21 protein-coding genes and 1 tRNA gene are annotated in these 20,763 nt (G+C 27.8%); 9 read left to right on the top strand and 13 right to left on the bottom strand.

Annotation, left to right across the window (positions count from 1 at the left end; all coding sequences use genetic code 11):
• Positions 1–46: 46 nt before the first annotated feature.
• The 6 genes from argF to CARM_RS02985 all read right to left on the bottom strand — a co-directional run bounded on the left by argF (position 47) and on the right by CARM_RS02985 (position 5,639).
• Complete coding sequence (gene argF, locus CARM_RS03010; RefSeq protein WP_139424818.1) at positions 47–958, bottom strand: ornithine carbamoyltransferase; 912 nt, start codon at positions 956–958, stop codon at positions 47–49.
• Between the two features lie 208 nt (positions 959–1,166).
• The gene (ftsW, locus tag CARM_RS03005) at positions 1,167–2,330 is read right to left on the bottom strand and encodes a putative lipid II flippase FtsW (protein ID WP_139424815.1); all 1,164 of its coding nucleotides are present in this window, start codon (positions 2,328–2,330) and stop codon (positions 1,167–1,169) included.
• Positions 2,331–2,398: 68 nt separating this feature from the next.
• Positions 2,399–3,205 carry an adenylosuccinate lyase gene (locus CARM_RS03000; protein WP_139424812.1) on the bottom strand — a complete coding sequence of 269 codons (807 nt, stop codon included), beginning with the start codon at positions 3,203–3,205 and terminating at the stop codon, positions 2,399–2,401.
• 18 nt (positions 3,206–3,223) lie between these two features.
• Positions 3,224–3,940, bottom strand: a complete 717-nt coding sequence (locus CARM_RS02995; protein ID WP_139424809.1) for an arginyltransferase — start codon at positions 3,938–3,940, stop codon at positions 3,224–3,226.
• Positions 3,937–4,200, bottom strand: coding sequence for a hypothetical protein (locus tag CARM_RS02990; protein WP_139424807.1), 264 nt, complete (start codon positions 4,198–4,200; stop codon positions 3,937–3,939). Before CARM_RS02990 ends, CARM_RS02995 begins: the two co-directional genes overlap by 4 nt.
• Positions 4,200–5,639, bottom strand: a complete 1,440-nt coding sequence (locus tag CARM_RS02985) for an acetyl-CoA carboxylase subunit A (protein ID WP_139424806.1) — start codon at positions 5,637–5,639, stop codon at positions 4,200–4,202. The genes CARM_RS02990 and CARM_RS02985 overlap by 1 nt, the downstream gene beginning before the upstream one ends.
• Positions 5,640–5,758: 119 nt before the next feature.
• Here CARM_RS02985 and CARM_RS02980 point away from each other — a divergent pair.
• Positions 5,759–5,835: transfer RNA gene (locus CARM_RS02980), tRNA-Arg, on the top strand.
• Position 5,836: 1 nt separating this feature from the next.
• Here the strand turns inward: CARM_RS02980 and CARM_RS02975 are convergent.
• From CARM_RS02975 to folD, 5 genes are all read right to left on the bottom strand, one after another.
• The gene (locus CARM_RS02975) at positions 5,837–6,601 is read right to left on the bottom strand and encodes a CorA family divalent cation transporter (RefSeq protein ID WP_139424805.1); all 765 of its coding nucleotides are present in this window, start codon (positions 6,599–6,601) and stop codon (positions 5,837–5,839) included.
• Complete coding sequence (tgt, locus tag CARM_RS02970; RefSeq protein ID WP_139424802.1) at positions 6,595–7,716, bottom strand: tRNA guanosine(34) transglycosylase Tgt; 1,122 nt, start codon at positions 7,714–7,716, stop codon at positions 6,595–6,597. Before tgt ends, CARM_RS02975 begins: the two co-directional genes overlap by 7 nt.
• An 89-nt stretch (positions 7,717–7,805) precedes the next feature.
• Positions 7,806–8,972: a pyridoxal phosphate-dependent aminotransferase gene (locus CARM_RS02965; protein ID WP_139424799.1), complete on the bottom strand. Its 1,167-nt coding sequence runs from the start codon at positions 8,970–8,972 to the stop codon at positions 7,806–7,808.
• A gap of 159 nt (positions 8,973–9,131) precedes the next feature.
• A complete protein-coding gene (lepB, locus tag CARM_RS02960) occupies positions 9,132–9,980 on the bottom strand; it encodes a signal peptidase I (RefSeq protein ID WP_139424796.1) in 849 nt (282 codons plus the stop codon).
• A complete protein-coding gene (gene folD, locus CARM_RS02955; protein ID WP_139424794.1) occupies positions 9,977–10,825 on the bottom strand; it encodes a bifunctional methylenetetrahydrofolate dehydrogenase/methenyltetrahydrofolate cyclohydrolase FolD in 849 nt (282 codons plus the stop codon). Before folD ends, lepB begins: the two co-directional genes overlap by 4 nt.
• Before the next feature lie 77 nt (positions 10,826–10,902).
• Here folD and CARM_RS02950 point away from each other — a divergent pair, with 77 nt between their 5' ends.
• Genes CARM_RS02950 through CARM_RS02920 form a run of 7 tightly spaced genes read left to right on the top strand, consistent with a single transcriptional unit; the run spans position 10,903 to position 16,784 of the window.
• A complete protein-coding gene (locus CARM_RS02950; RefSeq protein WP_139424791.1) occupies positions 10,903–11,241 on the top strand; it encodes a c-type cytochrome in 339 nt (112 codons plus the stop codon).
• 2 nt (positions 11,242–11,243) lie between these two features.
• Positions 11,244–12,521, top strand: coding sequence for a glutamate-1-semialdehyde 2,1-aminomutase (gene hemL, locus CARM_RS02945; protein ID WP_139424788.1), 1,278 nt, complete (start codon positions 11,244–11,246; stop codon positions 12,519–12,521).
• Positions 12,518–12,784, top strand: coding sequence for an AtpZ/AtpI family protein (locus CARM_RS02940; RefSeq protein WP_139424785.1), 267 nt, complete (start codon positions 12,518–12,520; stop codon positions 12,782–12,784). Before hemL ends, CARM_RS02940 begins: the two co-directional genes overlap by 4 nt.
• Positions 12,781–13,266 carry a hypothetical protein gene (locus tag CARM_RS02935; protein WP_139424782.1) on the top strand — a complete coding sequence of 162 codons (486 nt, stop codon included), beginning with the start codon at positions 12,781–12,783 and terminating at the stop codon, positions 13,264–13,266. The genes CARM_RS02940 and CARM_RS02935 overlap by 4 nt, the downstream gene beginning before the upstream one ends.
• Entirely contained in the window at positions 13,260–14,456 is a 1,197-nt protein-coding gene (locus CARM_RS02930; protein ID WP_139424779.1) for an MFS transporter, read from the top strand. Before CARM_RS02935 ends, CARM_RS02930 begins: the two co-directional genes overlap by 7 nt.
• On the top strand, positions 14,446–16,491 hold the full coding sequence (locus CARM_RS02925) for a flagellar hook-length control protein FliK (RefSeq protein WP_139424777.1): 2,046 nt from the start codon (positions 14,446–14,448) through the stop codon (positions 16,489–16,491). Before CARM_RS02930 ends, CARM_RS02925 begins: the two co-directional genes overlap by 11 nt.
• A 2-nt stretch (positions 16,492–16,493) precedes the next feature.
• The gene (locus CARM_RS02920; protein ID WP_139424774.1) at positions 16,494–16,784 is read left to right on the top strand and encodes a FlhB-like flagellar biosynthesis protein; all 291 of its coding nucleotides are present in this window, start codon (positions 16,494–16,496) and stop codon (positions 16,782–16,784) included.
• Here CARM_RS02920 and CARM_RS02915 read toward each other — a convergent pair.
• Together CARM_RS02915 and CARM_RS02910 are read right to left on the bottom strand one after the other, a co-directional pair.
• Positions 16,759–17,568, bottom strand: coding sequence for a phosphatidylserine decarboxylase (locus CARM_RS02915; protein WP_139424771.1), 810 nt, complete (start codon positions 17,566–17,568; stop codon positions 16,759–16,761). The two genes, CARM_RS02920 and CARM_RS02915, sit on opposite strands and share 26 nt — an antisense overlap.
• The gene (locus tag CARM_RS02910) at positions 17,569–18,699 is read right to left on the bottom strand and encodes a metallophosphoesterase (RefSeq protein WP_139493262.1); all 1,131 of its coding nucleotides are present in this window, start codon (positions 18,697–18,699) and stop codon (positions 17,569–17,571) included.
• Positions 18,700–18,770: 71 nt separating this feature from the next.
• On the opposite strand from CARM_RS02910, the gene abc-f reads away from it, so the two are divergent.
• Entirely contained in the window at positions 18,771–20,702 is a 1,932-nt protein-coding gene (abc-f, locus tag CARM_RS02905) for a ribosomal protection-like ABC-F family protein (RefSeq protein WP_139424766.1), read from the top strand.
• Positions 20,703–20,763: the final 61 nt, after the last annotated feature.

Here is a 20,763-nt window from a genome sequence, read left to right as displayed (position 1 = left end):
TTTTTCATATTTTGTAATTTTAAACCTTTTTAAAATAGTATTTATTTTATAAACTCTTGTTTAAAAAACAAAGAAGTGCTTTTACCACATAAAGACGATTTACAGCTTCTTCAAAAATCACTTTTGAATGTTTCTCAAAGACCATTTCACTAACTTCAAAACCCCTATATGCAGGCAAACAATGGAGTAAAATAGCATCGCCATTTGCTTGTCTCATTGCATCATCATCAATAATAAAACCAGCAAAATCTTTTATTTTATTTTCTTTTTCCTTTTCTTCACCCATAGAAATCCAAGTATCAGTTATGACTACATCTTTATTTTTTAAAGCATCAAATTTGTTGTGAAATAAAGAAATTTTAGCTCCTGAAATTTCTGATTTTTTTGTAACAAAATCCCAAACTTGAGTATTGATATTGTAATTTTCTGGTATGGCTATGCTAATTTCATAACCTAAAATTGCAGAAGCTATTAGCCAAGAATTACACACATTATTACTATCTCCTACAAAAGCAATTTTTACATTATTATCTTTTTCTTTGCCCCATTCTTTAATGGTTAATAAATCTCCTAAAATCTGCGTTGGATGATAAAGCTCACTCAAACCATTGATGACAGGAGCTTTAGAATATTTTGCAAATTCTATTAAACTATCATGATTTTTTACTCTCATCATTACAAAATCAACCATAGAACCAATAACTCTAGCAGTATCTTTAATAGGTTCACCTCTACCAAGTTGCAAATCGTTACTATCTAAAAATATAGCTTTTCCGCCAAGTTCTGTAATCGCAAGCTCAAAAGCCATTCTGGTGCGTGTAGAATTTTTTTCGAAAATCATTGCTAAAGTTTTATCATGCAATAGTTTTTTTGGATTTGTCTTAAGTTTGATAGCATGATCAACAATAGCTAAAATATCCTCTTTTGTAAAATCCATTAATGTTAAAAAATGTCTCATTTGCATTCCTTACTTATTATTTTTAGCAATAAATACCGCACATAATATAATTTTATTTATAAAAATTTTATAAAATATTTATAATAAACAATAGAATAATATACAATATTAGAATATAAAAACTATGATAAAAGTTATTGTTGTGATTTTATATTAAATTTAATAAAATTAACAATTTACATTAATATCGCAATTTAAAAAAGCTATTTTATATTTTTACCTTTTTACTAATCATCAATACATAGCCTATTCCTAAACAAATAGACCACATAGAACTTCCTCCATAGCTTAAAAGCGGAACCGCCACACCTTTAAGAGGGGTTAAAGATATAATTCCAAAAGCATTCATAAAAAAAGAGAATAGCAATAACAAAGCAACACCTGAACAAAATAAAAAATGTACCTTATTTTCACATCTTCCAGCAATTCTAAAAATTCTAAGTATTACCATTAAATAAATAAAACAAATAACACTCAACCCTAATAAACCTACTTCTTCGGTTATCCCTGATAAAACAAAGTCAGTATGCACTTCACTTAAAAATCCAAGTTTAAATGTTCCAAGTCCCAAACCTTCACCAAAAAATCCACCATGGGCTATAGCATTTAAACTATGTGAAATTTGATAAGGTTCACTATTATGACTAACTCTTAAAGCACTTGCTAACCAATCAGGAAAAAAAGGTAAAAACGCATCTTGAATATTTCCCCACCACGCAGCAATGCGCTGAATTCTTCTTTGATTACTTAAAATAACTAAAACACCAATCATTCCAACAATAACCACACCAAAAGCAAAAAGTCTTTTGCTAGCTCCTGCAAAAAAAGCTAAAGCAAACACTAAAAAGAATGAAATTACACTTTGCCCTAAGTCGTTTTGTGTCATATAAATATAACCAATTACTATAGCAGCTAATAAAAAATATGGGATCAAAATCAAGATTTCATGCTTAATGGCTTTTTTGCTATCATCTATTCTTCTTGTGTAAGACCAAGCAAGAAAATATATCAATCCAATTTTAAAAAATTCAACAGGAGATATAGAAAGTGGACCTAATCTAATCCATCTTTTCGCACCACCTGCAGCCGTTGCCAAAAAAGTTGGCAAAAAAGGCAAAATAACGACACATAAAAATGCGATAATTAGCACACCAATCATTAAATAATGTGCATGTTTGCTATCTGGATTAAGTCTTGAAACTAAATATATAATCCCTATGCCACTTAATCCGAAAAAAAGTTGTCTTATAAAAAAATGAAATTCGTTGTATTCTAAATAAAGAACAGTAAAAGCACTCAAAGAATAAGAAAAAAGAATCCCTATAGTAATTAAAATACAACTTAAAAAAAATAATTTTCTATCAGCAGTCAAATTTATTCCTAAAGCTCATATAAAAAAATTAATTTTAATAAATTGCAACTTAAAATGATGTTATTTTATTAAGTATTATTTTTATATAAAGATTTTAAACTCTCATATGCAAGTTGAATTTTTTCAAACTCTTCACGACAATAAGCTTGTTCAATTTTACTTTTTTCTTGATGACGATCAGGGTGATAGATTTTAACCAAATTAAGATAATTTTGCCTAATCGTAGCAAAATCATCATTACTACTACACCCTAAAGTTTGAAAATAACTTTCAAAAAGCTTTGCTAAAGCATTAAATTTCCAGCTTGTTTTAGATTTATTCTTCATTTTATTTCTAAATTCTAAAAGCTGAACTTCATTAATTGTAAAATCAACACAATATTTTAAATGTTCATTCACACTAGCTAAAATTTCTAAAAGATTTAAAGTATTATCATCTTTATATACTATAGAAAAGATACAATTTTTTTCATCATAAGAACTTTTATGTCCCTTAAAATACTGCTCTAAATATACAGCAAATAATTTTTCATTAGAGCTTAAAGTAATTAATATGTTTTTTTGAGAAAAACCAATTTTAGCAAAAATAACTGGTTTTAAAGTATTAGCTTGTGCTAAATTGAGCTTGAAAGTTTTATAATGGGCAAAAGCAAGATTATCTATTTGATTTCCCGTATCTTTTTTATATTTGTGATTTACAAGTTTTAAAAAATATCTTCTTTGAGGAATTTCATTTTCAACAAAAAACGATAATGTTTTATTTTTATTTCCTATAACTTTTGAAAAATTTTTACGGATAAGATCTTGAAAATATTTAAACATTGTAAAATCATCAGTATTAACACTAACTGATTCTAAAGTTTGTACTACTTGCATAAAATCCTCTCGTTAAAATTAACTCCACAAAAACGCTTGTTCATTTAGAGCACTAGTATATTTTAAAATTTCATTTGGACTATAATCGGCTTTATAAGATAAAGATTGACACTTTTTTACAAAATAACCCAAATAAATATATTTTAATCTTTTTAATTGTGCAAGTTTAATTTCAGTTAAAAGTGAATATTTTCCTAAACTCAAATGAGAATAATCAGGATCATAAAAACAATATATACTAGAAATTCCATCATCTAAAATATCAATTAAATCCACACATACTAATTGATTATCAATGTAAAAATCTAATTCATATCCAAAAGTGCCTGCATTATCTACATATAAATTATAATATTTTCTAAAATTTAAATCATAAATTTTCCAGTTTTTTTTATCTTTTTGATAATAATGGTATTTTTCATAAAGCAATAAATGCTCATCACTTAAACAAGGTTTTTGTAAAATAATTTTAGTAGATATATTTTTTTTCAAAACTCTGCGGTAACTTTTACTAAAATGAAAATTTTCTACCAAAATACGCAAATTTTGGCATTCGTTACACTCATTACAAATTGGTCTTGAAAAATACGAACCAAAGCGTCTCCATCCCCTAGATACCAATTCTTGATTTAATGACTTATCTATATAAGAAATATAATTATATTCATTCCTACAAAATTTACCATCAAGATAAGGACATTCTTCTTCTAAAGTACAAAAACCAATAATATTCATTGAATTTTTTTAATATCACTATTTTTTATAAATTCCATAAATTCATTTGCTAGGCGCTCTTGTTTTAAAAATATATCTTCAAATTCTTGTTCTTGTCGTTTAACAGCATTTTGCTCACTTAAATCCTTCTCTAAAGTGCCTAAATCAGTGCTTTTTATATTAACACCACTTTTACTTGACTTATTTTTTTCTTTTTTCGAATATTTTTGTTCCTTTTGAAGTTCTTTTTTTATATCTTTTAATTCATCTAAAAAACTCATTATTCTCTGCTTTCTTTAATTTTTTGTAAAGCTGCTGCAATAGCTGCAATAACCTCTTCTTTATTTTCTTGGTGTCTGTCTTCGGTTTTTTCCAAAAGTTCTTCCATATGTGTTTCTATGAAAGATGTGTCAAAATATCCTCTTCTAAATTCTCTAATTTTAGTAATTGCAATCAAAAATGGCACAGTAGTTCTTATATCATCGATTACAAATTCTTTTAAAGCTCTTTCAAGTCTATTAACCACGCTATCATAACTAGAACCTTTAACAATCAATTTTGCAAGTAAAGAATCATAATAAGGTGGAACGGTATAATCTTTATACAAATGGCTATCTACTCTCACAGAAGGTCCTAAAGCAGGAAAATATTCTGTTACTTTACCTGGACTTGGAATGAAATTTTTCCATACATTTTCAGCTGTAATCCTTGCTTCTATAGCAAAACCTCTAGGTTTAATATCGCTTTGTTCAAGATCTAAAATTTCTCCATTTGCAATACGAATTTGTCTTGTAATAAGATCAATCCCTGTAATTTCTTCAGTAATTGGATGTTCTACTTGAATTCTTGTATTCATTTCCATAAAATAAAATCTATTGTAATCATCAAGTAAAAACTCAACCGTTCCAACATTTGTGTAACCCACCGCTTTTGCAGCAGCTACTGCAGTAACTCCTATGGTTTTTCTTAATTTTTCAGAAATACTAGGACATGGAGCTATCTCAATAATTTTTTGGTGTCTTCTTTGTATAGAACAATCTCTTTCGCAAAGATGAATGATATTACCATAATTATCTGCTAAAATTTGAAACTCAATATGTCTTGGATTAATGACATATTTTTCCATAAAAACTTCATCATTTTTAAAAAAACTAAGAGCTTCTCTTTTACAAGCTTCAAAAGATTTTTCTAAATCTTCTTCTTTATGAACAACGCGTATGCCTCTACCGCCACCGCCACCACTTGCTTTTAAAATTACAGGATAGCCTATTTTTAAAGCTTGAAGTTTGATTTCTTCTAAAGTGCAATGATTTAACTTTTCAGTACCAGGGACAACAGGAATTCCGTTTTTTTTCATTAAATATCTTGCTATATTTTTATTACCCATTTTACGAATTACATCTGATTTTGGTCCTATAAAGATAATCCCTGCTTCTTCACATTCTTTTGCAAATTCATAATTCTCACTTAAAAATCCATATCCAGGATGTATAGCATCAGCTCCACAAGCTTTAGCAATTTCAACTATTCTTTTAGCGTCCAAATAACCTCTTATAGCATCAGTTCCTATTCTATATGCCTCATCAGCAACCTTTACATGCAAACATTCATAATCAGGTTCAGTATATACAGCAACACTTTTTATATGTAAATCTCTACATGCACGAATTACTCTTACTGCAATCTCACCCCTATTGGCTATTAAAATCTTATGTATCATTACATTGCCTTATCAAAAATTAATACAAGAAGATTAGCATAAAAATATAAAATTTCTATAAAAATTATTTATTTTTGCTTAGTTTAAGATTTTTTTGATAAAATTGAGTTTTTATTTTTGCGCCCATAGCTCAGCTGGATAGAGCATTTGATTGCGGTTCAAAAGGTCAGAGGTTCGAATCCTCTTGGGCGTACCACTCATTTCTTTTTCTTTTTTACAGAAAATTCATCTAAATCTAATTCTTTTTTATCTTTAAATTGATACCATAAAAACAAAATAAAAAATATACTTATAATTATAATCAAAACATAATAAGTACCATATTCATTCTCAGATAAAAATAAATTTTTAGTATTCATACCAAAAAATCCAACGATTAAATTTAAAGGTAAAAAAATCGCGGACATGATACTTAAAAAATAAATATTTTTATTAATCTTCTCGCTTCTTGCTGTATTAATATAAGCGTAAATTCCTTCTAATCTTGCGATATTATCTTTAATATTTCTTTCTAAAATTCCTAAATTTAGAATAATTGTTTTTAAATTTTTCTTTATAAAATGTTGCTTACTATGGCAAATTTTACAAGCTTCTAAAACAGAAGAAACTATTTTATAACTCTTGCCAAGTTTTACCTTTAAAATAAAATATTTTGTAAGAAAATTTTTAACTTTTTTATTTTCTAAAATCAATTCTTCGCGTTTTTCTATAGATAAATTTATGGTATTATTTTTTTCTTTTTCTTCTTGCAAAATATCTTTTAAAATTTTTATAAAATCTGCATTAGAATACAACTTCAACTCTTCATTTTCATACTCAAAAATTTGATTTTCCTTAAAAATAAAAATATTTTTAGAATTTTTAGTAATATCTAGCATAAAAATATCAAAATCGTCAAATTCATAATAAGCATTTGATATATTGATATTACCAATAGTTTGTTTTAAAATATCATTTAACATATTCTTTGCCTATAAAATTCTCTTCTAAAATTTTCAAATTCATCCTTAATGATGGCTTCACGTATTTGTTTAACTAAATTTAAGTAATAATGCAAATTATGAATACTTGCAAGTCTAAAAAAGGTTAATTCTTTGGCTTTAAATAAATGATTTAAATAAGCCCTTGAAAAATTCTTGCAAGCATAGCAAGAACATTTTGAATCGATAGGTAAATTATCAGTGATAAATTCTGCTTTTTTTATGTTAAATTTACCAAAACTAGTAAATAAAGTTCCATTTCTAGCATTTCTTGTTGGCATAACACAATCAAACATATCCACACCTCTTGCTATATTTTCCACTAAATCTTCAGGCGTGCCAACCCCCATTAAATATCTTGGACGATTAGAGTCAACATAAGGCATCATAGCTTCAACCGTATCATACATAGCCTTATTTTCCTCTCCTACGCTTAATCCACCTATAGCAAGTCCATCAAAATCCATCTCACAAAGTGCTTGAGAACAAAGTCTTCTAGCTTCAAAATCCGTTCCACCTTGAATAATACCAAAAATATTTTGTCCTATACCTATACCTTGATTTTGTTTTAATTTATAATAATCCATAGCTTCTTTTGCCCATTTTATAGTGCGTTTTAAAGAAAGCTCTATCCTTTCTTTGCTAGCTGGTAAAGCCACTAGATCATCTAATATCATCATAATATCTGAATTAAAATCATATTGTGCATCTAAAACACTTTGCGGGGTAAAATAATGCAAACTTCCATCAATATGGCTTTTAAATTTAATCCCACACTCATCAGGTTTTGAGTTTTTGTTTAAAGAAAAAGCTTGAAATCCTCCGCTATCGGTTAAAAAAGAGCCATTAAATTTACTAAAACCATGTAATCCGCCCATTTGTTTAACTACTTTAGAACCTGGTCTTAAATATAAATGATAAGTATTTGCTAGAATTATTTTTGCATTTAAAATTTCACTCATATCGATAGCATCTAAACTTTTAATCGCAGCTAAAGTTCCAACTGGCATAAAAATAGGAGTTAAAATTTCACTATGAGCTGTTTTTATACGACAAGCTCTAGCGTTAGCACTTTTATACTGAACTTCAAATTCCATTAGTTTCCCTATATTTTTTACATAATCATACCAAAGACTTGCTTATATTTTTTTTTTGAAAGAATGCCTGCTTTTTGCAGGCTTAAAAATTAGTAGTTTTTTACAAATTCAACAATTTTTTCACAACCTTCAATAATATCTTTTTCATTAGTTGCATAAGAAAGTCTAAAATATCCTTCCATACCAAATCCAATTCCAGGCACTAAAGCTACTTTTTGTTCCTCTAATAATCTTTTACAAAATCTCATAGAATTACTATCAACTTCTTTACAAGAGATAAATAAATAAAAGGCACCTTGTGGAATTTGCTCTAATTTTAATTTTTCACTTTTGGCTAAAATTTCACACGCTATATCTCTGCGTCTTAAAAATGCTTGTCTCATCATCTCAATATCACCATCTGCTTTTCCAAGTAAAGCTGGCAAGGAAGCATACTGAATGATAGAACAAATATTTGAAGTACTTTGTCCTTGAAGTTTTTTTACAGCATTATTAAATTCATTCATCTTGCTAGCCATATAACCAAAACGCCATCCTGGCATTGCTCCACATTTACTAAGACCATTAATACTTACTGTTCTATTTAAAGCGTCTTCACTAACTTGTGCAAAAGCACAAAATTCTCCATTATAAACTAATTTTTCATAAATTTCATCACTTAAAACTACAATCTTAGTTCCTTCTAAAACCTTAGCCAAAGCAGCTATCTCTTCTTTAGAATAAATAGCTCCTGTAGGATTTGATGGAGAGTTAAACATCAAAACCTTTGTTTTTGGAGTGATGGCTTGTTTTAATTGCTCAGGGGTCATTTTAAAGCCATTTTTTGCTTCACCCTCTATAAATATAGGAGTTCCACCTGCAAATTTTACCATTTCAGGATAACTCACCCAATAAGGACTTGGTATGATAACCTCATCACCTTCTTCAACCAAACATTCAATTGCCATAAACAATGAATGCTTAGCACCAACATTGGTAATGATTTCGCTTGCTTTATATTCTAAATTATTATCTTTTTTAAATTTATATTGTATAGCCTCTATCACTTCTTTTACACCTACAACTGGTGTATAAGCCCCGCAACCTTTTTCAATAGCTTCAATTGCAGCTTCTTTTATGATTTTTGGAGTATCAAAATCGGGCTCACCAGCTGAAAAACTAATAACTTTTTCACCATTTGCTTTCAGCGTTTTAGCTATATCAGTCATTACTAAAGTTAAGGATTCTCCTAAATTTTGAGATCTTTGGCTTAACATTTTATATCCTTTGTTTTATACTAATTTATTTGTGTTAATTGTTACAACTTGGAGCTTAAAAAAATCTACGAATAAAATTAAGAATATGTAATTTTATATTTTTGTGTAGAAACTATACATTTTCTACACAAAAAAATATTATCTTGTTTCTTTGAGTAATTATTCTAAAGCTTCTATATCACTTTCATTGTGATGAATAAAACGCTCATCTTTTTCTATTGTTTCAACCAAACGCCCTACTCTTTCCCATCTTACTTTTTTATCTTCATCCCATGAAAAATAAATAAACCAAGGTTGTCCTACTATATATTTATAATCTACACTTCCCCAAAATCTACTATCACTAGAGTGATCACGATTATCACCCATCATAAAATATTCATTTTCAGGCACTTTATAATAATAAGCATTAAATCCATAGATATTATTGGCTCCTAATTCAGTAAAAGAAATAGGCTCCATTGCAAACTGCCCTAAATTTAAGTAGCGAAAAAATATACTTTCTATATCTACTCTAGAATCATAGTGAATTCCTTTTTCTACAAAAGGTTCTTTTACAAAAAGCTTCCCACCTATGATTTTTGTTTTATTAGGATAATAATCTTTCATATATTCATCGCCCTCAACCATACGAACATATAAAGTTTTATTTGCAAAAACTATTTCATCACCACCCTTAGCTACACATCTTTTTACATAATGAATTTTTGGTTCATGTGGGTATCTAAATACAACTATATCTCCTCTTTTTGGACCTTCACCACTTACCAAATGTCCATTTTTATTAAAATCAGGCAAAATAGGAATTTCCACCCAAGGAATATGTGGAGTTGGAATACCATATGAAAATTTTTTTACAAACAAAAAATCACCCACAAGTAAAGTATTCTTCATAGATCCACTTGGTATAGTAAAAGCTTGTATGAAGAAAAATATGACCAATAAAACAATAACTAAAGTCCCTGTCCAAGATTGCGTAAATTTATAAATTTTTTTAAAAAAATTCATTTATTAATCCTATTTTTAGCTGATTTAATAGTGTTTTCTAAAAGCATTGCAATAGTCATAGGTCCTACCCCACCAGGTACTGGTGTAATATAACTAGCCTTTTTGCTAACATTTTCAAAATCTACATCACCGATTATTTTTCCATCCACTCTATTAATTCCTACATCAATCACTACTACACCCTCTTTAACCATATCTTCTTTTAAAAGATTTGGAGAACCTGCAGCTATAACGACAATATCTGCATTTTTAGTATAAGCTTTCAAATCTTTTGTATAAATATGACAAACACTCACGCTAGCATTAGCATTTAATAAAAGCGTAGCCATAGGACGACCAACTATATTTGAAGCACCTATTACAACCACATCAGCACCTTGTAACTTTATATCATAATACTCTAAAATTTTCATAACACCCAAAGGAGTGCAAGGTAAAAATCCACCTTTTAAATTAAGATTTAAATTCCCCACATTAAAAGGATGAAAACCATCTACATCTTTACTAAAATTAATACTTTCTAAAATTATATCTTTATTTATATGCTTTGGCAAAGGAAGTTGCACCAAAATTCCATCTACGCTATCATCATAGTTTAAAGTATTAATTAAAGCTAGAAGCTCGCTTTGTGTTGTATTTGCATCTAATCTATAAACCAAAGATTTTATCCCACATTGCTCACAAGCTTTTGCTTTAGAAGTTACATAAGTATTACTAGCTGGATCTTCACCTACTAAAATTACAGCCAAACATGGCTCTATACTTTGGGATTTTAGTCCCATGACTTCTTGTTTTAAAGTATTTTTTATTTCATTACTTATTTTTTTGCCATCTAAAAGTATCATTTCTTTCCTTGATTTATAGCTTTATTTAACTTAAAAATTGTATCATAATAAAACTTCTTTTTTGTTAAAGGTGATAAGTGAAAATTATATTATTTTTATTTTTATTTTTTTGCGGTATCTGGGCTGAAGATTTTATTTCTCCTAAAGAATATCAAGAATCCCTTTATCAAAATCCAAGAGGTATAAGTTGTGCTAAATGTCATGGTGATGGAAGCCAACAGGTGCTTGGTTATTACACTAAAAATGGAGAAAAATTTCCTTTTATAATTCCAAGTATCAAAAAAATAGGCTATAAACGCTTTAGAGATGTTTTAATTCAACCCCAAGAAGCAAAAAGCATTATGCCAACTTATTCTTTAACCGAACAAGAAATCAAATCACTTTATGATTATATAACAAATAACAAAAAGGAATAAAAATGAAAAACAACAAAAAAGCTTTTGAAGAAGCTTGTGAATTTATAGCAGGCGGAGTAGATTCTCCAGTGCGTGCTTTTACAAGCGTAGGTAGCAATCCTTTATTTATCAAACAAGGAAAAGGTGCTTATATTAGTGATATAGAAGATAATGTATATATAGATTATGTTCAAAGCTGGGGGCCTTTACTTTTTGGACATTGTGATGAAGATATTGAAAAAGCTTGCAAAAAAGCTTTAGAACATGGCTCAAGTTTTGGTGCACCAACCCTAGCTGAGACCAAATTAGCTAAATTTATCTTAAAAGATTGGTCACATTTAGACAAAATTCGTTTTGTAAGTAGTGGAACCGAAGCTACTATGAGTGCTATTCGTCTTGCAAGAGGGTTTAGCAAAAAAGATAAAATTATCAAATTTGAAGGATGTTATCACGGACATTCTGATTCTTTATTGGTAAGTGCAGGAAGTGGCGCAGCTACTTTTAACACCCCAAGCTCCTTAGGAGTTTTAGCTGATGTAGCTAAAAATACTTTAGTGGCAATTTATAATGATATTGATAGTGTTAAAAATTTAATCAATAATGATAATAATATAGCTTGTATAATCATAGAACCAATTGCAGGAAATATGGGCTTAGTGCCTGCTAAAATAGAATTTTTGCAAGAACTAAGAAAGTTATGTGATGAACATCAAATTCTTTTAATTTTTGATGAAGTTATGAGTGGCTTTAGAGCTTCTTATTTAGGTTCTTTTGGAATCAATCATATAAAAGCTGACATTGTAACTTTTGGCAAGGTTATAGGTGGTGGTATGCCAGCGGCTGCTTTTGCTGCAAAAGCTGAAATTATGGATTTATTAAGTCCTTTAGGTGGGGTATATCAAGCAGGGACACTAAGTGGTAATCCTCTTGCTATGGCTGCAGGCTATGCAAGTTTAAAAAAGGCAAAAAATTATGAAGGTTTATATGAAAAATTAGAAAAATTAGGTAAAAGACTCACAGATGGTTTTAAAGAAGCTGCTAATGATTACAACATCCCTTTGCAAGTTAATTGCATTGGCTCTATGTTTGGCTTTTTCTTTTGTGAAAATCCTATCAATAATTATCAAGATGCGCTAAAATCAGATACAAAACTATTTGCTAAATTCCATGCACAAATGCTTAATAAAGGTGTATATTTAGCACCTTCTCAATTTGAAACAGGTTTTATATGTGAATGTATGGATAAAAAAATAATTGATAAAACTATACAAGCAGCACAAGAAAGCTTTAAAACCTTATGAGTAAAAGACAAAAAATCATACGCAAAGGCATAGAAGCAGCTGATGGACTAAGCCTTGGCATATCCATGGTTATAGCTGTTTTAATCGGAGTTGGTATAGGGTATTTTCTAAAAAATTTAACAGGCGTTGCTTGGCTTTTTTGGATTGGTGTATTTATAGGAGTGGCTGCGGCAATTTTAAATGTATATAAAGCCTATAAGGCACAAGTAAAAAGCTATGAAGAATTCAAAGATGAAAATCGTTATAAAGATTTAAAGCAATGATTTTAAAACCCAAAATCTTACTAAAACTCCTACTAGGATTAAATCTACTTTTTCTAGCAGGAGTTTTTTTTTACAAAGAAATAAATTTTAAAATATTTCTTAGTTTTGAATTTGGATTTTTAGCTCAAAATTTAATCATTTTAATTTCTTTTATAAATTATAAAAATTTTATTTTCAAAGCGGCTAAAAATTATGATTTCACACAAAGACCTTTACAAATTTTTGCAAAAAAACAACATTCTTTTCCAAAAATCGTAAAATTTATCAATACAGATGACGATTTAAAACCAAAAATTAAAAATATTCTTAAAAATATGTTAGCTTTTTTTTCTTTATTTAAAATTTTTGCTTATATATTTTTAATAGTAGGATTTTTATTTTTAGAGTTTCGAGGATTAATGGATATTTTTACCTTATTTTGTGCAATGTTTGTTACCCCAATAGCGGTATTAATTTATAATTTTTTAATAAGAAAATGTTAAGCTCAAAAAGAACGATTAAATCATTAACTGCATTGTTTTTAGGTATGATGTTTGTTTTCATAGGAAGTGCTTTAACTGTAAATTCTATAGCAATTATATTAAAGCAAAACGATGTTAGTAATTTTTATATAGGTGTAATAGGAAGTTGCTATTTTTTAGGTGCTATGGTAAGTACAATAAGTGCTCATAGAATAGTATCAAAAGTAGGACATATAAGATCTTTTGGAATTTTTGCCATCATATTTGGTATAGCTACCATGCTTCATAGTATAAATTTTAATCTTTACTTTTGGATGGTTTTGAGATTTTTATTAGGATTTTGTTATTATGCGCTTTTAATGGTTATAGAATCATGGCTTAATGAAAAAGCCAAAAATTCAATTCGATCAAGAGTAATAGCCTTTTATGAAGTTGTATTTTATTCATCATCTGGCTTTGGAATTTTACTAATGTCATTTGATTTTTTAAGTAATACTTTATTTATATTAAGTGCAAGTTTTATAATGTTTGCTTCTATTCCTTTGTTTTTAATACGCATTAAAGAACCAGTTTTACCTCAAAAAACTAGAATTTCCATTCCAAAAGTTTTTGATATAGTTCCTTTGGCTTTAGTAACAAGTTTTATAGCAGGAATGCTTTTAAATGGCTTTTTTTCTATGGCTTCTTTATTTATACTTATACAAGGACTTGGTGCAAAAGAAGCTTCATTTTTTATTTTTTGCACTATGCTTGGAGGATTTATATCTCAATTATTTATCGGAACACTTTCTGATAAAATCAGCCGTAAATTTGCTATTATCTTATGTGCTTTAACCGCATTAAGTGCTATGCTTTGTATTTTATTATTAGATTATAATATTTACTTAAAATACTTCTTTGGATTTTTACTTGGTATGGGAATGTGTTGTTTATATGCTCTTTCTTTGGCAAGAGCCAATGATATGCTTGATGATTCTAGCAAAAGAGTAGAACTTGGAAGAGCTGTTCTTTTTACATATTCTTTTGGAGCTTTATTTGCCCCTGCTGTACTTGGAGCTTTAATGTATTATTTCGAAGCTAATGGTTTTATGTATTTTTATATATGCTTACTTAGTATTTTAATTCTTTTTGCCATAGATAAACCAAAATTCAAAAATCTTACGAAATTCAAAAGAAAACCTGGTAATATGGTAATGCTAGATGATAACTAATATCCCCAATAATCAAAATCAATTTGCAAAAAACGAAGCAAACAAAGAAAATAAAAACGAAAAAACAGATAAAAAAACTTCACTCATCGAAGGTTTAAAAAATCCTTTAATCTCCAAGACAGTTCCAGAAGCTAAACTACCTAAAGACTATGTTAGTAAAATTGATCAAAAATTACAAGAACTCCTCAATAAGCTTTTAGATCAAATCAAAACCAACAAAAACACAGATCTTCCAATATTAAAAAACCAAAAAGATTTAAATTTCGCACCTAATTTTGCCAATGAAATTAAAAAACTTCAAACAGAACTTTCTAAAACTCCTGAATTTGAAAAAATATTTAAAAATTTAGAAGAATTTATCAAACCTGCTAAAGAAATAAACAACAAAAATCTTTCATCTTTAATAAAAAATTCAGGTGTATTTTTAGAAGCAAAACTTAACTATTCGCTAAAAGAACAAATTTTACCACAGAGTTTTTTTAATCTTTTAAGTACTATCAAAGGAGCAAGTAATGAAAATTTAAAACATGATATAAGTAACTTAGATTTAAAAAACCTTGATACCACAAGCACTTTAAAAGAACTTATTCATATCTTACAAAACCATAAAAAAAACAACAAAGCATCTTTGGAAAATACAAACTACAAAGCACTTTTTAAGCTTTTTGATAAAATAGAAAATTTTAAAAATTATATAAACAAAAATCCTAACACCATAACTCAAGAAAAATTACAAAATTTAGCAAATAATTTCATTAAAGACCTTGGTAAAAATCTTACACTCATCAACAAAGAATTAGCAAAGCCTGAAAATATCAAAATACAAAATACACATATTTTGAAAGAATTAAGTCAAAATATAAAAAATCTAATTATATTTTTAAAAGACATTAAAAATCATAAAAATAATTCAGAGTCAATTCAAAATAAAACAAATAATTTTATACAAAATCAAAACATAAAAGATAATGAAAAAAATGGAAAACCTATCTTAAATAAATATGAAAATTCTCAACAAGAACACGATAAACAAGAAATTCAAAGAAATCAAGATAAAAATAAAGAAATTCCAAAAGACAATAAAACACCACAAAATAATAATTCGAAAGAAGATATAAAAAACAATCCAACCCAAAATAATAATTCAAAAGAAATACAAAAAGATGAAAAACATCCAATAAAATCTACTGATGAAATAAAAAAAGATGATAATAAAACCCAAAATTCACAAAATGTCTCAAAACCAGAAGATATTTTCAAAAATCAATCCAATAAAACATTATTAGAAGATATTTTCAAACAAAATGTAAGTAAAAATCTCAATTTTATGCAAAATTTTCAAGAAGAACTTCTTGATAATCTCAACAAAGAATTAGGAAATATTGGACGAAAATTAAATGAAATTCTTAAAGCCTTAGATCCTAAAAATTACGAAGCAAAAAATTCTTTAGATGATATAAAAAACATAGAAAAAAAATTAGAAATTTCTATAAAAGATATAGGAAAAATAACTCAAAAAAACACAGGTGAAATAAATTCAGAATTACAACAAGATCTAAAATCAACCCTTTTGCAAATTTCTAATTTAGCTAAAAATTTAGACAATGAAAACATACTAAATCAAGCAAATCGTCTTATAGTTCAACTTGAATTTAATCAACTTTTATCCCTAGCAAATAATAGTATTCATACTTTTTTACCATTTTTTTGGAATGATTTGGAAAAATCCAATGTAGTTTTTAAACGCGGTAAAAAAGATAAATTCTACGCACAAATTAATCTTGAATTTGAAAAACTAGGAAAAATAAATGTATTTTTATCGCTAAGTAATGATAAGTATGTTGATATAAATATGATGATTGAAAATGTTAATTTTAGAAAAAAACTATACGAAAGAGCACATGAGCTAAAAAAAGCTTTGGTAAAAGTAGGACTTTTAAGCTCTAATTTTTTCATCAGTGATATAGTTAAAAGTAAATTTCACAATCAAGAAGAATATAATGATTTTAATATGGGTTTTGATACAAGGGCTTAAAAATGGCTAAAAAAATAAAAAAAGCAGTAGCTTTAGGTTATAACAAAGAAGAGCAAAATGCTCCAAAAATTTTAGCCAATGCAAAAGGTGAAAACGCTACCAAAATCATCTCTTTAGCTAAAGAAAATGGCATACCCATAAAAGAAGATAAAGACTTAGTAGAAGTACTTAGTAAGCTTGATTTAGGCGATGAAATCCCACCTAATATGTATAAAGCTGTAGCTGAAATTTTTGCATTTTTATATAAAGTTGCTAATGAAGATGAGACTAAGCAAAGTCCGCAATCTTCTTAGAAAATTCAACTTGTTCATAAGCATTTTTGCTAAATTTTAAAAAACCTTTTTGAGTGATTAAAACTATAGTCGAACCTAGCTCAAAATTTCCAAGTCTTTGACCTTTTTTTACAAAAAGATCTTCATAAGTATGAGTAAAATCAAAATTCGCAGCATTGGTTTGTATGCTAGTATCAAATGTAAAATGCATTTTACCTACATTTAATGCACCCACAAATACCATCCAAAGTGTAAATTTTCCATCTATTAAACACTTTAAAACAACTCTTTCGTTTTTTGTATAAAGGTTAATGATTTTAGCAAGTTTTGCTTCACTTACACTAAATAAAGCCCCGCTCATATAAGTAGCACTTAAAATTTGCATATTACAAGGTGCATGATAATGATGATAATCTTTTGGAGATAAATAAATATTTACATAATCTATACCATTTTCTAATTCTTCTTTGCTGGCTGAATTTTTTAAAAGCTCTTCTATGCTATAGCTTGAACCTTTAATACTAAAGGCTAAGTTTTCTTTTAAGTCATTTTGAAAACCACTTCCAAGCTCTAAAATTTTACCATCACTTGGACTTATAAAGCCATTTTCTAATTCTCGCTCTTTTAGCAAAGTTCTTGTAAATAAAGCATTTAAACTCTCATACTCTTCTAAAGGCTTAAATTCACTCATATTGATATTAAAAGCATTAACATAAGTTTTATTAATATTTTTTTGTATGATTTTTGGAAATTTACATTTTGCTATAATTCCAAACATTTTTGATACACTATTACTAAATCCCATTTATTCTCCTTGCAATCTAATCAAAGCTATTTCACTAGGTGCTAAAAATCTCACAGCAGGCCCCCAAAATCCAGCTCCACTACTTACATAGAGCAAACTATCTTTACTTAGCTTATAAAGTCCATACACAAAACCTTGCTCTAAATATACCAACAAAGAAAAAGGAAAAATTTGCCCCGCATGCGTATGCCCTGATAAAATAAGATCAAAGTTGCTTACATCATAAGTTTTTACATACTTTGGTTGATGTGTGATTAAAATATTAACCTTTTCTTGATTGATTTGAGTTTTAATTTTTTCTATACTGCTTTCTTTACAGCCCAAACGCTTTGCACTTAAATCCAAAGTCCCACTTAAAGTAAAATCTCCAAAATCTATACTTTCATCTTCTAAAACTTTAAAATTTTTAAGCGTTTTGAGTTTTTGTCCTATTGCATTTATATTATTATAATATTCATGATTTCCATAAACATAATAAGTACCATATTTTGATTTAAAATTCTCCAATAAATCAACATAAGGCATACTAGCAATATCTGCATCAATTAAATCTCCAGCTATGATAACCATATCCACATTTAAAGCATTAACCTCATCAATTAAGGTTTTTAAAAAATCTTCTCCTAAATTTTTACCCAAATGTACATCTGTCAATAAAGCTATATTTAAATTCTTTTTTAAATTTTTAATTTTAATATCTATTTCATTAACCCTGGGTGTGCTAATAGCATTTGCAAAACCCTTAAACACCATACTAACACTAAGTATAATAAGCCAAGAATCAAAAATTAATTTTAAAAATTTTCTTCTTTGGGAGTTAAAAATTTGTTCTTTTTTATTTTCATTAAAAAAAATCCAAGTTCCAAACTCAAAAATCAATCCAAAAAGTAAGAAAAAACAAGTGATAGTAGGAAAAATCGCTAAAATATAATAAAGTTTTTCATGCAAAAAATCCCCACGCATATTTATAAAAAAAATAATTTCAAGTATTAAAACTACAAAAATAAAAATTAATATTATTTTTTTATAAGACTTTAAAAAAACAACTCTACTTAAAAATCTTTTATAAATATACCAATTTGCCAAAGTAAAAAACAAAACCAATAAAGCAAAGAAAACAAATATTCTCATAGTGTAATTGTATTTAAGCAAAATTAATACTTTTTAAAGTAAAATCGCAAAAAACATTTGGGAAAAGAAGTTTGGCTTTAATAGATTTAATTGATGCAAATAAAAAATTTAACACAAAAATAGTTTTAGAAAATGCGAATTTCAGTGCAAATTTAGGGGAAAAAATTGCCATTATAGGCAAAAACGGCGAAGGAAAATCAAGCTTTTTAAAAGCTCTTGTAGGAACTTTAAAATTAGATAGTGGTAGGGTGATTAAGCAAAATAACGCTAGTATAGGTATGCTAAGCCAACAAGTAAGCTTTGAAAGCACCTTAAGCGTGAGCGAAGCCATCAAAAAAGAACTTGAAGAAATTTATCAAGCCTTAAAAGAATTTGAAATTTATAATGAAAAATTAGCACTTGATCCAGAAAACAAAGAATATTTAAAAAAAGTAGATGAATTAAGTTTATTTATAGACTCAAAAGACGCATGGAATTTAGACCAAAAAATACAAAGAATATTAGAAGAGTTTAAACTACTAGAATACAAAGACAGACCACTTTGCTCTTTAAGTGGTGGCGAGATAAGGCGCGTAGGACTTTGCACGCTTTTACTTAAAAATCCTGATATATTATTACTTGATGAACCAACCAACCATTTAGATGTATATATGAGTAGCTTTTTAGAAGAAAGATTAAAAGCTTCTAAGATGTGTGTTATTTTTATCTCTCATGATAGATATTTTATCGATGCTATAGCACAAAAATGTGTAGAAATAGAAGCGGGAAAATTAAGTGTTTTTGAAGGTGGATATACCCAGTATTTAGAAAAAAAAGCAGCCATTTTAGCTTCTTTAGCAAAAAGCCATGAAACCTTGCTTAAACAACTAAAAAGCGAGGAAGAATGGCTAAGAAGAGGTGTAAAAGCTAGACTAAAACGCAACGAAGGGCGTAAAGAGCGAATTTTGAAAATGCGCGAAGAAGCTAAAAAAAATCCAGGAGCTATCAAACGCTTACAACTTGAAATCAAAAGAGCTAGTAAAAATTTCAACCAAGCCCAAAGTCAAAACCGCAAAAAAATGCTTTTTGAGCTTAAAAATATCTCAAAATCCATAGCAGATAAAACACTTTTTAAAGACTTTAACGCAAGAATTTTACAAGGTGAGCGCATAGCTATAGTAGGTAAAAATGGCTGTGGGAAATCCACTTTTTTAAAAATTTTACTTGATCAAATTCCACTTGATAGCGGAGAGATTAAAAGAGGTGAAATTAAAATAGGCTATTTTGATCAAAGCAGAAGCTTACTTAATACTGATAAAAAACTTTTAGAAATTTTTTGTCCAAATGGTGGTGATCATATCCAAGTGCGTGGTAAAAATATGCATGTTTATGGATATTTAAAACAATTTTTATTTCCGAAAGAATTTTTAGAACAAAGCGTGAGTGTTTTAAGTGGAGGTGAAAAAAACAGAGTTGCACTAGCCTTACTTTTTACCAAAGAATATGATGTATTAATCCTAGATGAACCTACAAATGATTTAGATATAGCTACGATTAATATCTTAGAAGAATACTTACTTTCTTTTGAAGGAGCTATTTTACTTGTCTCTCATGATAGATATTTTGTCGATAAAATAGCAACCAAGCTTTATGCTTTTGAAGATAATGCAAATATCAATATAGAAGTTCTTTCATATAGTGAATATTTAGAAAATGAAAAAGAGTATAAAGACTTTGAAGAATTTTCTAAAAGTTTAGAAGTAAATGCCACAATAAACACAAAAATAAAAGAAAAATCGGCCAAGAAATTAAGCTATAAAGAAAATGAAATTTTAACTTCCTATCCTGATAAAATTCACAAATTAGAAGAAGAAATAAAAAATTTAAAAAATTCTTTATCAAAACCTGAACTTTATCAAAAATTTGGGATTAACAAACTTTATGAAGAATTACAAGAAAAACAAGATTTGTTAATTATTTTAGAGGAAAAATATTTTAATGTTCTTGAAAAACTTGAAGAGTAGAAAATATTTAAAATATCCATTAATTTTAATTTTATAAAAATTTATTAATTATAATTTTTAT

The sequence above is a fragment of the Campylobacter armoricus genome (assembly GCF_013372105.1).
Lineage (GTDB): Bacteria > Campylobacterota > Campylobacteria > Campylobacterales > Campylobacteraceae > Campylobacter_D > Campylobacter_D armoricus.
Note: the sequence above shows the minus strand (reverse complement) of the source record. Positions and strands in the feature narration are given on the sequence as shown.

Excerpts from the sequence above, each read along its gene's own strand:
- argF (WP_139424818.1), bottom strand. The coding sequence starts at position 958 with ATGAGACATTTTTTAACATTAATGGATTTTACAAAAGAGGATATTTTA.
- CARM_RS03000 (WP_139424812.1), bottom strand. The coding sequence starts at position 3,205 with ATGCAAGTAGTACAAACTTTAGAATCAGTTAGTGTTAATACTGATGAT.
- CARM_RS02995 (WP_139424809.1), bottom strand. The coding sequence starts at position 3,940 with ATGAATATTATTGGTTTTTGTACTTTAGAAGAAGAATGTCCTTATCTT.
- CARM_RS02990 (WP_139424807.1), bottom strand. The coding sequence starts at position 4,200 with ATGAGTTTTTTAGATGAATTAAAAGATATAAAAAAAGAACTTCAAAAG.
- CARM_RS02985 (WP_139424806.1), bottom strand. The coding sequence starts at position 5,639 with ATGATACATAAGATTTTAATAGCCAATAGGGGTGAGATTGCAGTAAGA.
- CARM_RS02975 (WP_139424805.1), bottom strand. The coding sequence starts at position 6,601 with ATGTTAAATGATATTTTAAAACAAACTATTGGTAATATCAATATATCA.
- tgt (WP_139424802.1), bottom strand. The coding sequence starts at position 7,716 with ATGGAATTTGAAGTTCAGTATAAAAGTGCTAACGCTAGAGCTTGTCGT.
- CARM_RS02965 (WP_139424799.1), bottom strand. The coding sequence starts at position 8,972 with ATGTTAAGCCAAAGATCTCAAAATTTAGGAGAATCCTTAACTTTAGTA.
- lepB (WP_139424796.1), bottom strand. The coding sequence starts at position 9,980 with ATGAATTTTTTTAAAAAAATTTATAAATTTACGCAATCTTGGACAGGG.
- folD (WP_139424794.1), bottom strand. The coding sequence starts at position 10,825 with ATGATACTTTTAGATGGCAAAAAAATAAGTAATGAAATAAAAAATACT.
- hemL (WP_139424788.1), top strand. The coding sequence starts at position 11,244 with ATGAAAAACAACAAAAAAGCTTTTGAAGAAGCTTGTGAATTTATAGCA.
- CARM_RS02940 (WP_139424785.1), top strand. The coding sequence starts at position 12,518 with ATGAGTAAAAGACAAAAAATCATACGCAAAGGCATAGAAGCAGCTGAT.
- CARM_RS02935 (WP_139424782.1), top strand. The coding sequence starts at position 12,781 with ATGATTTTAAAACCCAAAATCTTACTAAAACTCCTACTAGGATTAAAT.
- CARM_RS02930 (WP_139424779.1), top strand. The coding sequence starts at position 13,260 with ATGTTAAGCTCAAAAAGAACGATTAAATCATTAACTGCATTGTTTTTA.
- CARM_RS02925 (WP_139424777.1), top strand. The coding sequence starts at position 14,446 with ATGATAACTAATATCCCCAATAATCAAAATCAATTTGCAAAAAACGAA.
- CARM_RS02920 (WP_139424774.1), top strand. The coding sequence starts at position 16,494 with ATGGCTAAAAAAATAAAAAAAGCAGTAGCTTTAGGTTATAACAAAGAA.
- CARM_RS02915 (WP_139424771.1), bottom strand. The coding sequence starts at position 17,568 with ATGGGATTTAGTAATAGTGTATCAAAAATGTTTGGAATTATAGCAAAA.
- CARM_RS02910 (WP_139493262.1), bottom strand. The coding sequence starts at position 18,699 with ATGAGAATATTTGTTTTCTTTGCTTTATTGGTTTTGTTTTTTACTTTG.